This window comes from Paralimibaculum aggregatum (assembly GCF_030270585.1).
Lineage (GTDB): Bacteria > Pseudomonadota > Alphaproteobacteria > Rhodobacterales > Rhodobacteraceae > Thermohalobaculum > Thermohalobaculum aggregatum.
Map to the genome: position 1 here is coordinate 1 of NZ_BSYI01000024.1, position 14,213 is coordinate 14,213.

Annotated in this window: 15 protein-coding genes; 9 read left to right on the plus strand and 6 right to left on the minus strand. The window is 71.2% G+C overall.

Annotated features, from left to right (window positions below):
• The first annotated feature begins 311 nt into the window (after positions 1-311).
• Positions 312-593 carry a DUF2312 domain-containing protein gene (locus QSJ97_RS14730; protein WP_285672552.1) on the plus strand — a complete coding sequence of 94 codons (282 nt, stop codon included), beginning with the start codon at positions 312-314 and terminating at the stop codon, positions 591-593.
• A gap of 16 nt (positions 594-609) precedes the next feature.
• On the opposite strand, the gene QSJ97_RS14735 is transcribed toward QSJ97_RS14730, so the two are convergent.
• The gene (locus QSJ97_RS14735) at positions 610-2,103 is read right to left on the minus strand and encodes a sigma-54-dependent transcriptional regulator (protein ID WP_285672553.1); all 1,494 of its coding nucleotides are present in this window, start codon (positions 2,101-2,103) and stop codon (positions 610-612) included.
• A gap of 288 nt (positions 2,104-2,391) precedes the next feature.
• Here QSJ97_RS14735 and QSJ97_RS14740 point away from each other — a divergent pair, with 288 nt between their 5' ends.
• The 4 genes from QSJ97_RS14740 (at position 2,392) to QSJ97_RS14755 (ending at position 6,461) form a co-directional block, all read left to right on the plus strand.
• Positions 2,392-3,228: an OmpA family protein gene (locus QSJ97_RS14740; protein WP_285672554.1), complete on the plus strand. Its 837-nt coding sequence runs from the start codon at positions 2,392-2,394 to the stop codon at positions 3,226-3,228.
• A 197-nt stretch (positions 3,229-3,425) separates the two neighbouring features.
• Entirely contained in the window at positions 3,426-5,270 is a 1,845-nt protein-coding gene (locus tag QSJ97_RS14745; RefSeq protein ID WP_285672555.1) for a M3 family oligoendopeptidase, read from the plus strand.
• A gap of 1 nt (position 5,271) precedes the next feature.
• Positions 5,272-5,793: a methyltransferase family protein gene (locus QSJ97_RS14750; RefSeq protein ID WP_285672556.1), complete on the plus strand. Its 522-nt coding sequence runs from the start codon at positions 5,272-5,274 to the stop codon at positions 5,791-5,793.
• Positions 5,790-6,461: an SGNH/GDSL hydrolase family protein gene (locus tag QSJ97_RS14755; RefSeq protein ID WP_285672557.1), complete on the plus strand. Its 672-nt coding sequence runs from the start codon at positions 5,790-5,792 to the stop codon at positions 6,459-6,461. Before QSJ97_RS14750 ends, QSJ97_RS14755 begins: the two co-directional genes overlap by 4 nt.
• Before the next feature lie 18 nt (positions 6,462-6,479).
• Here QSJ97_RS14755 and QSJ97_RS14760 read toward each other — a convergent pair whose 3' ends face one another.
• Positions 6,480-6,914 carry a CBS domain-containing protein gene (locus QSJ97_RS14760; protein ID WP_285672558.1) on the minus strand — a complete coding sequence of 145 codons (435 nt, stop codon included), beginning with the start codon at positions 6,912-6,914 and terminating at the stop codon, positions 6,480-6,482.
• A 191-nt stretch (positions 6,915-7,105) separates the two neighbouring features.
• On the opposite strand from QSJ97_RS14760, the gene pheS reads away from it, so the two are divergent.
• Entirely contained in the window at positions 7,106-8,197 is a 1,092-nt protein-coding gene (gene pheS, locus QSJ97_RS14765) for a phenylalanine--tRNA ligase subunit alpha (RefSeq protein ID WP_285672559.1), read from the plus strand.
• Positions 8,198-8,237: 40 nt separating this feature from the next.
• Here the strand turns inward: pheS and QSJ97_RS14770 are convergent, their stop codons facing one another.
• Entirely contained in the window at positions 8,238-8,756 is a 519-nt protein-coding gene (locus QSJ97_RS14770; RefSeq protein WP_285672560.1) for an RICIN domain-containing protein, read from the minus strand.
• A gap of 218 nt (positions 8,757-8,974) precedes the next feature.
• Between QSJ97_RS14770 and QSJ97_RS14775 the strand changes: the two genes are divergently transcribed.
• The gene (locus QSJ97_RS14775; protein ID WP_285672561.1) at positions 8,975-9,616 is read left to right on the plus strand and encodes a TadE/TadG family type IV pilus assembly protein; all 642 of its coding nucleotides are present in this window, start codon (positions 8,975-8,977) and stop codon (positions 9,614-9,616) included.
• Here the strand turns inward: QSJ97_RS14775 and QSJ97_RS14780 are convergent.
• From QSJ97_RS14780 to QSJ97_RS14790, 3 genes are read right to left on the minus strand one after another with little or no spacing between them, the layout of a single operon-like run.
• Positions 9,613-10,416, minus strand: coding sequence for an SDR family NAD(P)-dependent oxidoreductase (locus QSJ97_RS14780; RefSeq protein ID WP_285672562.1), 804 nt, complete (start codon positions 10,414-10,416; stop codon positions 9,613-9,615). The genes QSJ97_RS14775 and QSJ97_RS14780 overlap by 4 nt on opposite strands.
• A gap of 4 nt (positions 10,417-10,420) precedes the next feature.
• The gene (locus QSJ97_RS14785) at positions 10,421-11,065 is read right to left on the minus strand and encodes a DUF6134 family protein (RefSeq protein WP_285672565.1); all 645 of its coding nucleotides are present in this window, start codon (positions 11,063-11,065) and stop codon (positions 10,421-10,423) included.
• Between the two features lie 35 nt (positions 11,066-11,100).
• Positions 11,101-11,727 carry a cupin domain-containing protein gene (locus QSJ97_RS14790; protein ID WP_285672566.1) on the minus strand — a complete coding sequence of 209 codons (627 nt, stop codon included), beginning with the start codon at positions 11,725-11,727 and terminating at the stop codon, positions 11,101-11,103.
• Between the two features lie 160 nt (positions 11,728-11,887).
• Between QSJ97_RS14790 and QSJ97_RS14795 the strand changes: the two genes are divergently transcribed.
• A complete protein-coding gene (locus QSJ97_RS14795; protein ID WP_285672567.1) occupies positions 11,888-13,045 on the plus strand; it encodes a gamma-glutamylcyclotransferase in 1,158 nt (385 codons plus the stop codon).
• 112 nt (positions 13,046-13,157) lie between these two features.
• Positions 13,158-14,201 carry a cysteine synthase A gene (locus QSJ97_RS14800; RefSeq protein WP_285672568.1) on the plus strand — a complete coding sequence of 348 codons (1,044 nt, stop codon included), beginning with the start codon at positions 13,158-13,160 and terminating at the stop codon, positions 14,199-14,201.
• Positions 14,202-14,213: the final 12 nt, after the last annotated feature.

Below are 14,213 nucleotides of genomic sequence, written 5' to 3' on the forward strand. Positions count from 1 at the left end.
ACCGGCGGCCCTGCCGTGGCCAGGGGCCGCTGCTTCGGGGCCGGTCGTCTGCAACGGCATCGGGTGGCGGCGGAGGCTTCGGGCGATTCGCCCGGGGTCGGCGCCTCCTGCAGCCGCTGCCCGGATGGCGCGCCACATCTGCGGGGGCGAAGGACGGCGCGGCGGGCGGCTCGCCCTTCGCGCGGGAACCCCGGACGGCGCGAGGGGCGGCGCGAGGCTGCGGGACGGGCTGCGGCCGCCCCGCGATTCACCGTTGCAGCCCGGGGGCAAGGCGCGCTAGGACCGCCTCTCCCGGCAGGAGGAGACACGGCATGGACGAGCGCAGCGAAGAGATCTCCGCATCCGGCACGGCGAACTTCTCCGTCGGCCAGCTCCGCGCGATCATCGAGCGCATCGAGCGGTTGGAGGAGGAGAAGGCCGAGATCGCCGACCAGATCAAGGAGGTCTATGCCGAGGCCAAGGCGCATGGCTTCGACACCAAGATCCTGCGCAAGGTGGTCTCGCTGCGCAAGAAGGACCCCGAGGACCGCGAGGAGGAGGAGATCATGCTCGATACCTATCTCTCGGCGCTCGGCATGGCGCGCGGCGCCTGAGGGCCGCCGGCGGGGCTCAGCGCTCGCCGCAGCGGGCCGGGCCGCGGGCCTCCGCGTCCTCGGCGGCGAGGCCCATCTCGTCGATCTTGCGATACAGCGTGGAGCGCCCGATGCCGAGGCGCCGCGCGGTCTCCGACATTCGTCCGCGGTAGCGCGACAGGGCCCGGCGGATCGCCTCGCTCTCGATCTCGTGCAGCCGGCGGACATGCCCGTCCGGCCCGAAGAAGGCGGCGGCGGGATCGGCCGTAGCCGGCTCGGGCGCGGGCGTGGCGGCCGGCGGCGCATCCGGCCGCGGCTCCGGTGCCGGCGCCGCGGCGCGTGCCGTCGGCGCCCCGGCGGCGATGCCGCGCAGGTCCTCCGGCTGGATCCGCGGCCCCTCGGTCAGCACCACGGCGCGGTGCACGATGTTCTCGAGCTGGCGGACATTGCCCGGCCAGGGCGCATCGCGGATCGCCTCGATGGCGGCCTGGGAGAAGCCCTCGAGCGGGATCTCCTCGGCCGCGGCGAAGCGCGCGAGGAACATCCGGGCCAGTGCGGTGAGATCCTCGCGCCGCTCGCGCAGGGGCGGCAGGGTGAGCGGGAACACCCCGATCCGGTAGAACAGGTCCTCGCGGAAGGCGCCCTCGCCGATCATCGCCGAGAGGTCGCGGTTGGTGGCCGAGACCAGGCGGATATCGACCCGCACCGCCTCCGAGGCGCCGACCGGGTCGACCTCGCCGGTCTGGATCGCGCGCAGCAGCTTGACCTGCGCCTCCGCCGGCAGCTCGCCGACCTCGTCGAGGAAGAGGGTGCCGCCCGAGGCCTCCTGGAACTTGCCGGGGCGGCGGGTGACGGCGCCGGTGAAGGCGCCCTTCTCGTGGCCGAACAGGATCGATTCGACGAGCTGCGCCGGCAATGCGCCGCAGTTGACCGCCACGAAGGGCCCGCCGGAGCGCTCCGAGGAGCCATGGATCGCGCGGGCGAAGACCTCCTTGCCGGTGCCGGATTCGCCGAGGATCAGCACCGGGATGTCGGAGCGCGCGGCGCGGCGGGCCAGCGCGATGGCGCTGCGGGTGGCCGGGGCCTGGGCGATCAGCTCGTCGAAGGAGAGCTCGTTGGTCTCGCTCCTGGCGAGGCGGCGGACCTCGGTGCTCAGCGTCGAGAGGGCGAGTGCATTCCGAATCGATACCGAGAGCCGCTCCGGCCCGATCGGTTTCACCAGGAAATCGGTGGCGCCGGCCTGCATCGCCGCCACCGCGCGGTTCACCGAGCCGTCGGAGGTGAGCACCAGCACCGGCAGGCCGTGCCCGGCGGCGCGCAGGCGCCTGAGCACGGTGATGCCGTCGAGATCCGGCATGTTGAGATCGAGCAACAGCAGGTCCGGCACCGGGCCGCCCGGTGCCAGCAGCCGGTCGAGCGCGGCCTGCCCGCCCGGCGCCTCGATCACCGCATGACCCGAGGCGGTCAGGCTGGCGGTGACGAAACGGCGCTGGGTCGCATCGTCGTCGGCGACGAGGATTGCAGGTTTCATACCACACTCGCAGGTTGATCGAACTCGAATGGGCGAAGCCAAGCATGCGGGTATTGATAAACCGTCAAGTCCACCTAGGAGTCAGCCTGTGGCGCTAGTCGCGGTGCGACTGTTGTGAAAACGCGACTGCGCGGCTAAAGTCGTTGGGCCTCCGGGTTTTCCCGAGACTGCGCATTGTGAATCACGCCTGTTCGTGCCATGGGGTGAGGGCGTGCCGGTGCAGGGGCCGGAAAAAACACTAGATCCGGGTCCGCGAGTTGGGGGGCCCGATACGGAACGGAGAGAGGGATGAAGACTGCTATTCGTCTGGTGCTGGGATTCTCGGCGCTCGCCGTCGCGGGCTGCTCGCAGCTCCCGGGCGCGAATCTGGGCAAGACCTTCTATGCGGAGCCCTACCTGGCGGCCGATCACGGCGGTCCGGGCTTCACCGGCGCTCTGGCGTCCGAATATACCGAGCTGGGCCGTAACCAAGCGAAGATGGTGCGCTGGATGAACGCCACCGCCTTCATCACCAAGGCCGAGCAGGCCGAGGCGGGCGGCGAGCCGCAGCCCTGGACCCCGGACCAGCTGGGTGTCAACGGCGATGCGTCGGCGCTCTATCAGGAGGTCGTGGCCTCGATCGCCGAGAACAAGGCCGAGCGGCCCGTCGAGTGCGCCCGCGCGCAGGCGATGTGGGACCAGTACCTGACCGTGCTGCGTGCCGAGGCCGCCGGCGCCAAGTGCCCGCTGACCTCTGCCGATGCCCGTGCGATGCTGGACGAGGCGGTCGCCGCCTGTGATCCGGCGCTCGGCCCGGCCGACTACGTGGTCTACTTCGGCTTCAACAAGTCCAACCTGACCGATAACGCCCGCGCGGTGATCGACGAGGTCGTGGCGGCCTACGGCTCGATGGGCGCAAGCGCCGTGTCGATCGTCGGCCACACCGACACCGTCGGCAGCGTGCAGTACAACCAGGGTCTGTCCGAGCGCCGCGCGAACCGCGTCGCCCAGGCGCTGGTCGACCTCGGCGTGCCCGGCAGCCAGATCGCGACCGCCGGCCGCTCGGAGCTCGAGCCGGCCCGCGTCACCGGCGACGGTGTCCGCGAGCAGCTGAACCGCCGCGCCGAGATCAGCCTGTCGCAGTAAGCGGCACGGCCCGACCGGAACGAGAGCGCCCCGTGCCCCCGGCACGGGGCGCTCGCCTTTTGAACGCACCGGCTCCTCGCCGCGGAGCCGTCGGCGCGCCGCCCGCGCCCGATGCCGCGTTGTGCATCGGCGCCGGCTGATTATCTCTCTGTCTCGACACCCGATCCGTGCCCCAGACAGAGCCGAGGAGAGCCTCCATGTTCCACCGCCCCCCCTTCGCCCTTCGCCCGCTCCGCGACACCGTGCAGGAAGGGGGCGGGCCGGCGTCGGAACTCGGGCCCCTGCCGGAATGGGACCTCAGCGACCTCTACACCTCGATGGAGGCGCCCGAGCTCGCCGCCGACATGGACTGGTCCGCCGCCCGCAGCAGCGCCTTCGCCGCGGATTACGAGGGCAGGCTGGCAGATCTCTCCGGCGAGGGGCTGGCCGGCGCCATTGCCGCCTATGAGGCGATCGAGAACAAGCTGACCCGGATCATGACCTTTGCCGGGCTGCTCTACAGCCAGAACACCGCCGACCCGGCGCGCGCCAAGTTCGTCGGCGACTGTCAGGTCAGGGTCACCGAGATCACCCAGCCGCTGGTGTTCTTCACGCTCGAGCTCAACCGCATCGACGAGGCGGCGCTGGCGGCGAAGCTGGCCGAGAGCCCGGCGCTCGCCCGCTACCGGCCCTGGCTCGACCGGATCCGCGCGCTGCGGCCCTTCCAGCTTTCGGACGAGCTGGAGAAGTTCCTGCACGACCAGTCGGTGGTCGGCGCCAGCGCCTGGCACCGGCTGTTCGACGAGACCATGGCCTCGCTCGAGTTCGAGGTTGAGGGCGAGGATGCCCCGCTCGGCCTCGAGGCGACGCTGAACCTGCTCTCGGACCACGACCGTGCCCGCCGCCAGGCCGGCGGCGAGGCGCTGGCCCGGACGCTCGGCGAGAACCTCCGCCTCTTCACCCTCGTCACCAACGTGCTGGCCAAGGAGAAGGAGGTCGAGGACCGCTGGCGCAAGCTGCCGGCGCCGGACCATTCGCGTCACCTCGCCAACCAGGTCGAGCCCGAGGTGGTGGACGCGCTGCGCGAGGCGGTCTGGGAGGCCTGCCCCCGGCTCTCGCATCGCTACTACGCGATGAAGGCAAAATGGCTCGGGCTCGACAGGCTCGAATACTGGGACCGCAACGCGCCGCTGCCGGAGTCGGACGACCGCCGCATCGGCTGGGAGGAGGCCCGCGACACCGTGCTCGGGGCCTATGGCGCCTTCAGCCCGAAGATGGCGGAGCTGGCCCAGCCCTTCTTCGAGCGCGGCTGGATCGACGCCGCGGTGAAGCCCGGCAAGGCGCCCGGGGCCTTCGCGCATCCGGCGGCGACGGATGTCCACCCCTTCGTGCTGCTGAACTTCCTCGGCAAGACCCGGGACGTGATGACGCTGGCGCACGAGCTCGGCCACGGCGTGCACCAGCGGCTCGCGGCGAAGCAGGGCGAGCTGCTGAGCCAGACCCCGCTGACCCTGGCCGAGACCGCCAGCGTGTTCGGCGAGATGCTGACCTTCCGCCGGGTGCTCGATGCCGAGACCGACCCCTCCCGGCGCAAGGCGCTGCTGGCCGGCAAGGTCGAGGACATGATCAACACCGTGGTCCGCCAGATCGCCTTCTACGAGTTCGAGCGGCAGGTCCATGCCGAGCGCCGCGGCGGCGAGCTGACCTCCGAGCGGCTCGGCGAGATCTGGCTCGACATCCAGACCCGCAGCCTTGGCCCGGCGCTGAACCCGCGCGAGGGCTACGAGACCTTCTGGGCCTATATCCCGCATTTCATCCACGCGCCGTTCTATGTCTATGCCTATGCCTTCGGCGACGGGCTGGTGAACGCGCTCTATGCGGTCTACGAGGAGGGGCTGGAGGGCTTCGAGCAGAAGTATTTCGACATGCTGGCCGCCGGCGGCACGCTGCACCACAAGGAACTGCTCGCGCCCTTCGGGCTCGACGCCTCCGACCCGGCCTTCTGGCAGAAGGGCCTGGGGCTGATCGAGCGCATGATCGACGAGCTCGAGGCGATGGGCTGAGATGGCGGGCCCGGCGCCGCGTTTCGCACAGGCGCTGCTGGCGGTGCTCGCGCTGCCGGTCAATGTCGCGATCACGGTGCCGGTGCTGATCCTGCTGGCCGCCCGGCCGGCGGGCGCGGCCTTCGCCCTCGCGGGGGCGCCCTGGCTGCTGGCGGCGGGCGCCCTGCTGGCGGCGCTGGGGCTCGGGCTCTTTCTCTGGACCGTGACGGCCTTCTGGCGGATCGGCCGGGGCACGCTCGCGCCCTGGGCGCCGCCGCGGCATCTCGTGCTCGCCGGGCCATACCGGCACAGCCGCCATCCGATGATCACCGGCGTGATCTGCGTCCTGGCCGGCGAGGCGTGCCTGTTCGGCGCCTGGCCGCTCGCCGCCTGGGCGGGGGCCTTCCTCGCGGCCAATGCGGTCTACCTGCCGCTGAAGGAGGAGCCGGATCTCGTGGCCCGGTTCGGCGGCGCCTATGCGCGCTACATGGCAAACGTGCCGCGCTGGCTGCCGCGCCGCAGCCCCTGGGAGGGCACCCCGTGAGCGCGCCGACCCGGCGGCGTTTCCTCTCCGGCGCGGCCGCGCTGGCGCTGCCGGCGGTTGCTCCGGCGCTGCCTGCGGCGGCCGGGCAGCCGATCCGCCGGGTGCTGTTCGTCGGCAATTCCTTCCTGCTCGAACACGGGATGCCGGGGCGCGTCGCGGCGCTGGCCGAGGCCGCGGGCCGGCCGATCGACACCTTCCTGGTGGCGCGTCCGGGCGCGACGCTCGCCGGCCATCTGCGGCAGAAGACCTTCGCGGAGGTGCTCGCCTGGGGCTGGGAGGCGGTGGTGCTGCAGGGCCACAGCCTCGAAGGGCTGACGGAGGCCGGGCGGCGCGCCTCCACCGCCGCGGTCCATGCCATCGCCGACCGCACCGGCAAGGCGGCGCTGGTGCTCGCGGTACCCTGGTCGCGCGCGGCGGGCCACGGGCTCTACGCCGATCCGGACTATGACGTGGACGGCCCCGCCGCGATGACCGCCGCCAACACCGCGCATTACCGCAGGCTGGCGGCCGAGACCGGCGCCCGCCTCGCGCAGATGGCCGCCGCCTTCGATACCGCAAGCGCCGCCGGCCGCCGGGTCCATGCCGCCGACGGCTATCACGCGAGCCCCGCGGGCGCGGATCTCGCAGCCCGCGTCATCTGGGACAGCCTCGCGCCGCTGCTGCCCTGAGCCGCTGCCGCCCAGGCCTCAGCGGGAGGCGGTGGCGATGTCGCGCAGCACGTGGGCTTCCAGCTCCATCTCCTCGAAGCGGTGCTTCACCACGTCGCCGATGCTCACCAGCCCGACCAGCCGCCGCCCGTCGACCACTGGCAGGTGGCGGATGCGGTTCTGCGTCATCAGCCGGGCGATCTGGGCGATGCTGTCCGCCGGTCCGCAGGTGACGACGCGGCTGGTCATCAGGTTCGACACGGCCATGGTCAGGCAGTTGGCGCCGTATTCGGCGAGCCCGCGCACCACGTCGCGCTCGGAGATGATACCGTCCATGCGCGCACCGTCCTCGCTGACGATCATCGCACCGATTCCCGCCATGCGCAGCCGGTGCGCGAAGGTGGCGATCGACTCGGAGGGCCGGACGGTGACCACCTCCTGGCCCTTGGCTTTCAGGATCTCTTCGACCTTCATCGCGGTCCTCCCCTGGCGCGGGGCCGGCGGGCCGCGATGGCCGCGGTCGCGCGCCATTGTCATCTGCCTGACATCATACGCCAGAACCGGCGGAACCGCCATCATCCCGAAACCGCGCGGCGGGCGCCGATCTTGCATTTCGGCGGCCGCGTGGTACCACCCGGCGCGGTAGCGATCTCCGGGAGGCACCGATGCAGGATCTGCAGGATCTCGAGCCCGTCCGGGCGAAATATCTCGCTCAGGTGGCCGAGGCGGCCGACGAGCCGGCGATCGAGGCGGTGCGCATCGCCGCGCTCGGCAAGAAGGGCGAGGTGGCGCTGATGATGCGCGGTCTCGGCAAGATGACGCCGGAGGAGCGCCAGGCCGCGGGCCCCGCGCTCAACGCGCTGAAGGACGAGATCAACGCCGCCATCGCGGCGCGCAAGGCGGCGCTGGCCGAGGCGGCGCTGGAGGCGCGGCTGGCCACCGAGTGGCAGGACATCACCCTGCCGGCGCGGCCGCGCGCCGAGGGCAGCATCCACCCGGTGAGCCAGGTGATGGAGGAGGTCACCGCGATCTTCGCCGACATGGGCTTCGCCGTGGAGGAAGGCCCGCAGATCGAGACCGACTGGTACAATTTCGACGCGCTGAACATCCGCGAGGAGCACCCGGCGCGCACCGAGATGGACACCTTCTACATGCACCGCGCGGAGGGCGACGAACGCCCGCCGCATGTGCTGCGCACCCATACCTCGCCGGTGCAGATCCGCGGCATGACGGCGCGCGGCGCGCCCTGCCGCTTCATCTGCCCGGGCCGCGTCTACCGCGCCGACTATGACCAGACCCACACCCCGATGTTCCACCAGGTCGAGGGGCTGGCGATCGACACCGACATCTCGATGGCCAACCTGAAATGGGTGCTCGAGGAGTTCTGCCGCGCCTTCTTCGAGGTCGAGGGGGTGGAGCTGCGCTTCCGCGCCAGCCATTTCCCCTTCACCGAGCCGAGCGCCGAGGTCGATATCCGCTGCTCCTGGGAGGGCGGCGCGCTGAAGCTCGGCGAGGGCGACGACTGGATGGAGATCCTCGGCAGCGGCATGATCCACCCGCAGGTGCTGGCCAACTGCAACATCGACCCGGAGGTCTATCAGGGCTTCGCCTTCGGCATCGGGATCGACCGGCTGGCGATGCTGAAATACGGCATCCCGGACCTGCGCGCCTTCTTCGACTCGGATCTGCGCTGGCTGCGCCATTACGGCTTCGCCGCGCTCGACATCCCGACCCTGCACGCCGGCCTCAGCCGCTGAGGGGGCCGGGCGCCCGCGGGGCGCCCGGTCGGCGCGGGGACTACTCGGCGTAGCGCCCGGTCGGCTCGGCCAGCCAGAACTGCTCCGGCGCGTCGTCGTCGCAGGGCTCGAGGATCAGCAGCCCGTCGAAACGGCCGCCCTCGGAGAAGCTGAGGCACATGGTGCCGCCGCGATGGCGGTTGTGCACCCAGGCAAAGCCGTCGCCCTTCTCGAGCACCGTCCATTGCTGGCTCGCATCGCCGGTGCAGGGGTTCATCGCCGGCATGTTGTTGAGCTCGCCATGCAGCCAGAGATCGAGGCACTGGTCGGGCCCGGTGAACTCCGAGCTCAGCGCGAAATAGCCGGGCACGCCGATATCGCGCATCAGCCAGAACTGGCCGCTGTAGTTGCCGCGCTGGGCAAGCGTCAGCATGCCGCCGAACTCGCCGCCATTGACCACGTCGATCACCACGTCGGTGCCGAACATGGCGTTGCTGAGGCGGGCGAATTCGAGATCCTGCGCCGCGGCGCCCGTGGCGAGGCAGGCGGCGGCAATGGCAGCCGGGACAGTCCGTTTCATGTAGCGATTCCCCACTTTGTTTACGCAACGTCAGAATTGCGCGCGGGGGGGCGGGTGTCCAGCGCCGGCGTCAGGCTTTCGTCAACCATGCCGGTGAACCGCGTCTTGAGGGGCGGCGGGCCAGGTTACGTCAGGTGCGGTACGGATTCGCGGTTCCCTGGCCGGGTTCCGCACCGTCCGGCCGGGATCGGGTGACGCGGATGAGCTTCTGGAGGCGAGTGCGGGACGGACTGGGCAGCTTCCTCGCGGCGGAGGAGGGGGCGGCCTCGCTGGAATTCGTCGTGACGCTGCCGCTGCTGCTCGGCCCGCTCGTCATCACCGCGGAATACGGCCAGGCGCTGGCGCAGCGCGAGCGGCTCGACATGAGCCTTGCCGATGCCGCGCAGATGCTGAGCCAGGCCCCCGCGATGCCGGGGCTGACAGCCGAGGACGCGCCGCTGCCCTACAGCCATTTCGTCGACAAGGCGCGCGATATGGTGCGCGCCAATCTCGGGCCGGACGCGACGCTCGCGAGCTTCGCGGTGTCGATCTCCGGCGATCTCTCGCAGGGGATGCTGTCGCGGCCGTTCTACCGGGTCCGGCTGCGCGCCGAGGTGGCGCTGGACCTGCGGCTGCTCTCCTTCGTCAACGCCTTCACCGCCGAGCGCGACGTGCCGCGGATGCTGACGCTGACCGCCCATGACGAGATCCGCTATGCGCCCGCGGTGCCACCGATCGACAACATCGACTGCGGCTGGGACGATCTCTACGAATGCGCCGACCAGATCATGGCGGCGACGCCCGAGCTGCCCTGGGCCGATGCGCGCAGCGGCGTCGGGCTGACGATCTGCCTGCCCGGCGATCTCGCCTGCATCGACTAGCCGCCGCGGACCTCGACGCCCTCCCAGCCGAGCGCCTTGCGCACCGCCCAGATGTACCAGCGGTTCGGCAGCAGCCCGATCAGCCGCAGCATCGCCGCGAACTGCCAGGGGAAGCGGATCTCGAAGCCCGGCCGCTGCAGCCCGGCGACGATCTTCGTCGCTGCCGCCTCGGGCTGCATCAGCATCGGCATCTCGAACGCGTTGACGCTGGTCGCCTCGGTCTCGACGAAGCCCGGATTGATCACCGAGATCCGCACGCCGAGATCCACGAGGTCCATCGCCAGCGCCTCGGCCATGGCGATCAGCCCGGCCTTGGTGGCGGAATAGGCCGCCGCATCGGGCAGCCCGCGATAGCCCGCGACCGATGCGGTGAGCGCGATATGCCCGGTGCCGCGGGCGCTCATGTGGGCGAGCAGCGGCTCGAGCCCGTTGGCGACCCCGGCGAGATTGACGTCGAAGGTCTGGCGCGCCCTGGCGGCGGAGAAGGTCTGCGCCCGCATCGGGTGGTAGACCCCGGCATTGAGCACCGCGAGCGCGAGGGGGCGCTCGGCGGCGATGCTCTCCACCGCCCGGGTCATCGCCGCGGCATCGGTGACGTCGCCGGGCAGGGGGCGGATCTCGCCCGGGCCCTCCGCCTCCGCCGCCAGCGCCTCGAGCCTGTCGGCGCTGCGCGCGGTGGCATGGACGCACCAGCCCTCGGCCGCCAGCGCGAGGCAGAGCGCCCGGCCGATCCCGCCCGAGGCGCCGGTCACCCAGGCGGCGCCGTCGGCGGGCCGCATCACCTTGGAAAACACGCTCATGCGCTCACGACCCGCGCCAGAGCGGCACGATGCGGCCCGACTGCGCCACCAGCTCGTAGGAAGCGGTCTCGCCGCCGGCATCGAACTCCGAACCCATCCACTCGCCCCGCCCGTCATAGAAGAGCGTGGTGTCGAGCTCGCCCGAAACCGCCCAGCGGCCCGGCCCGGCGGGTGCGACTTTGACGGCCAGGGGCGTGCCGCTCTGCGTCGAGATCCAGATCCGGCGGTCGAGGAACTCCGGCACGAAATAGCTCGTGGTGGCGGCATCGAGCGGGACCCGGCCGGTATGGCCCGAGCCCTCCACCGCCAGCGCATCGGCCTCTCGGCGGATGCGGGCGAAGTTCTCGGTGCCGTCGTCATTGGTGGCGGCGTCGAGCTCGACGAGCCGGCCGCCGGCCCAGCGCTCGCGGTTGCGGAGCCGGTAGCGATAGGCCGCGATGCCGAGCACGCGGACCACGATGTCGATCTCGATCTCGATCTCGAAGCCGTCCGGGCCGGCGCGGGCGGCGAGGCTGTGGCTGCCGATCTCCGAGCCGTCGCGCAGGATGCGGAAGCTGCGGCTCGCGCTGCCCGCGGCCAGGGCCGGACCTGAGGGATAGAGCGGCAGGGCGCAGGCCGCGAGGCCCGCGATGAGATGGCGTCTGTTCATGACAAGCTCCGGTATTCTGTCGCCAGAAGGCTCGGTCAGAGATAGTTGAGCGCGCGCGAGAAAAGGCCGGTGAAGCGGAGCGAGCCGGACAGCACGACGAGGCAGTAGCAGATCTCGTCGCCGACGATTCGCGGGCGGTGGTCGTGGCGCTCGTCGGTCAGCGAGAGATCGCCGCGACGATAGATCGCGCCGCCGTCCTCCATGGCGCCGGTGATCACGAGCGTCGCCTCCTCGCCCTCATGGGTGTGCTGGGGCAGGGCGCAACCGGGCCTGGCGCGCATCAGGCTGACCTCCTCCGGCCCGTAGCCGGGGATCTCGTGCACCGAGAGGCCGGGCAGGCGGAAGCGCCAGGGGATCGACGCGAAGTCGCAGCCCGCCGCGATCGCCACGCGCTGCGGCAACGGGCCGGGATCGGGTGGCGGCGGCGATGCGGCAACCGGCGCATCCAGCGCCGAGAGCACCCGGTCGAGCGCACCGGCCGACATCTCTGCCGCCGGGGCGGCACGCAGCAGCGCGCCTCCGGCCGCCTCGAAATCCGCCACGACGGCGCGGCCCTCCTCGGCAATGTCGAGCTGCGCGCCCACAAGAAGTGCCAGCCCCGGGGACGCCGAACCCGTCGCATATCGCCGCAACAGCGGTTCGGGTACTGGGAACTCCGTCATGTCGTCCTTTCTCGTGTGTCTCGGCCAGTTTACGCATGGCGGACGCTTGCGGATCACCCGAACCTTGTAGGCCACTTTATTTTTTTGGTGCGGCACGCGAAACGTTTAAGGGAATGGCGCTGCCCGGCGGTCTGGCAGCGCAGTTCGCAGGGAGGGCCGGATGCTGCCGATATTCTTCTATGGATCGCTGCGAGACCGCGAGCTGATCGAGATCGTGCTCGGCCGCGCGGTGGCGCCGGCGGATCTCGCACCGGCCCGTGCCGCGGGCTTCGCCACCCGCCGGGCGCGGGGGGAGGACTACCCGATGCTGGTGCCCGAGGCCGGCGCGGTGGCCGAAGGGGTGCTGCTGAGCGGGTTGTCGGCGGCGGATCTCGAGCGCCTCGCCTATTTCGAGGAGGCGGAATACGCGCTCGCCCCGATCACGGTGGAAACCGCCGGCGGCACGCTGGAGGCCCGCCATTTCCGCCCCACCGGCAAGCGCCCGGCGGTTGCGGAGCTCTGGAACTTCGCGGACTGGCAGCGCGAGCACCGGCCGGTGGCGCATGAGGCGGCCTGCGAGCTGATGGCGCTGCATGGCGAGGTTCCGGTGGAGCGGATCGACGATCACTGGCCGGCGATCCTGGTCCGGGCGCGGCAGCGGGCGCGGGCGCTCTCCGAGCCGGGGCCGATGGCCGGCGGCATCCGCAGCCGCTTCGGCCCCTCGGATGTCGAGGTGGCGGCGCGCCGCCGGGTCTATCGCGGCTTCGTCGCGGTGGACGAGATGCGGCTCCGGCACAAGCGCTTCGACGGCAGCTGGTCTGCGGAGATGGGGCGCACCGCGGTGCTCTGGGGCGATGCGGTGACCGTGCTGCCCTATGACGCGCGGCGCGACCGGGTCTTGCTGATCGAGCAGTTCCGCCCGGCGCCGATGGCCCGTGGCGACCGCTGCCCTTGGTGCATCGAGGTGATCGCCGGGCGCGTCGATGCCGACGAGGACGCCGTGGACACCGCCCGGCGCGAGGCGCGCGAGGAGGCCGGGCTCGAGCTCGGCTGCCTGGTGGAGACCGGGCTCTACTACACCACGCCGGGCCTTTCGGCCGAGGCGCTCCGCGGCTTTGTCGGCGAGGCCGACCTGCCCCATGCCGGCGGGCTCTACGGGCTCGACGGCGAGCATGAGGACATCCGCGCCTTCGTGCTGGATTTCGACGTGGCGATGGCGGCGGTTGGCCGCGGCGAGGTCAACACCGGGCCGGCGCTGGTGGCGCTGCTCTGGCTCGCCGCCAATCGCGGCGGGCTGCGCCGCGCCTGGGCCGGGCAGGAGGCGGATACCGGTTCCTGAGCCGGGCCGGCCCTTGCAACCGGGCGGCGCCTGGGGCCGCGTGGCCCTTGAGGCCGGGTGGTCTACGGCTTAGGTGTGCAACAGCACATTATCCAGCGAAGGATCGTGGTTCATGAAAATCTACGAAGACGTTCCGGCCGCGGTCGGCAACACCCCGCTCATCCGCCTGCGCAAGGCGTCCGAGCTGACCGGCTGCGAGATCCTCGGCAAGGCGGAGTTCATGAACCCCGGCCAGTCGGTGAAGGACCGGGCGGCGCTCTGGATCATCCGCGACGCGGTCGCCCGCGGCGCGCTGCAGCCGGGCGGCACCATCGTCGAGGGCACCGCCGGCAACACCGGCATCGGGCTTTCGGTGGTCGGTGCCGCGATGGGCTTCCGCACCGTGATCGTGATCCCCGAGACACAGTCGGAGGAGAAGAAGGACGCGCTCCGGCTCAGCGGCGCCAAGCTCGTCGAGGTGCCGGCGGTGCCCTACAAGAACCCGAACAACTACGTGAAATACTCCGGCCGGCTCGCCGAGGCGATCGCCAGGGACGATCCGAACGGCGCGATCTGGGCCAACCAGTTCGACAACGTGGCCAACCGCCAGGCGCATATCGACGCCACCGGCCCGGAGATCTGGGAGCAGACCGGCGGCAAGGTCGACGGTTTCATCTCGGCGGTGGGCTCGGGCGGCACGCTGGCGGGTTGTGCCATGGCGCTGCGCGAGCGCAACCCGGACATCAAGATCGGGCTCGCCGATCCGCGCGGCGCGGCGCTCTACGAATACTACGCCAACGGCACGCTCAAGGCCGAGGGCAGCTCGATCTCCGAGGGTATCGGGCAGGGCCGCATCACCGCCAATCTCGAGGGGCTGGAGGTGGATTTCCCCTATCTGATCCCCGACGAGGAGGGGCTGCCGGTGGTCTTCGATCTGCTGCGCGAGGAAGGGCTCTGCATGGGCCTCTCGACCGGCATCAACGTCGCCGGCGCGATTCGGCTGGCCCGCGATCTCGGCCCCGGACACACCATCGTGACCATGCTCTGCGATTATGGCACGCGCTACCAGAGCAAGGTCTTCAACCCGGCATTCCTGCGCGAGAAGAACCTGCCGGTGCCGGACTGGCTGCTGCCGGAAAACCAGCGCCAGGTGCCGACGGTGTTCGAGCAGGCCTGAGGCGGCTTGGCC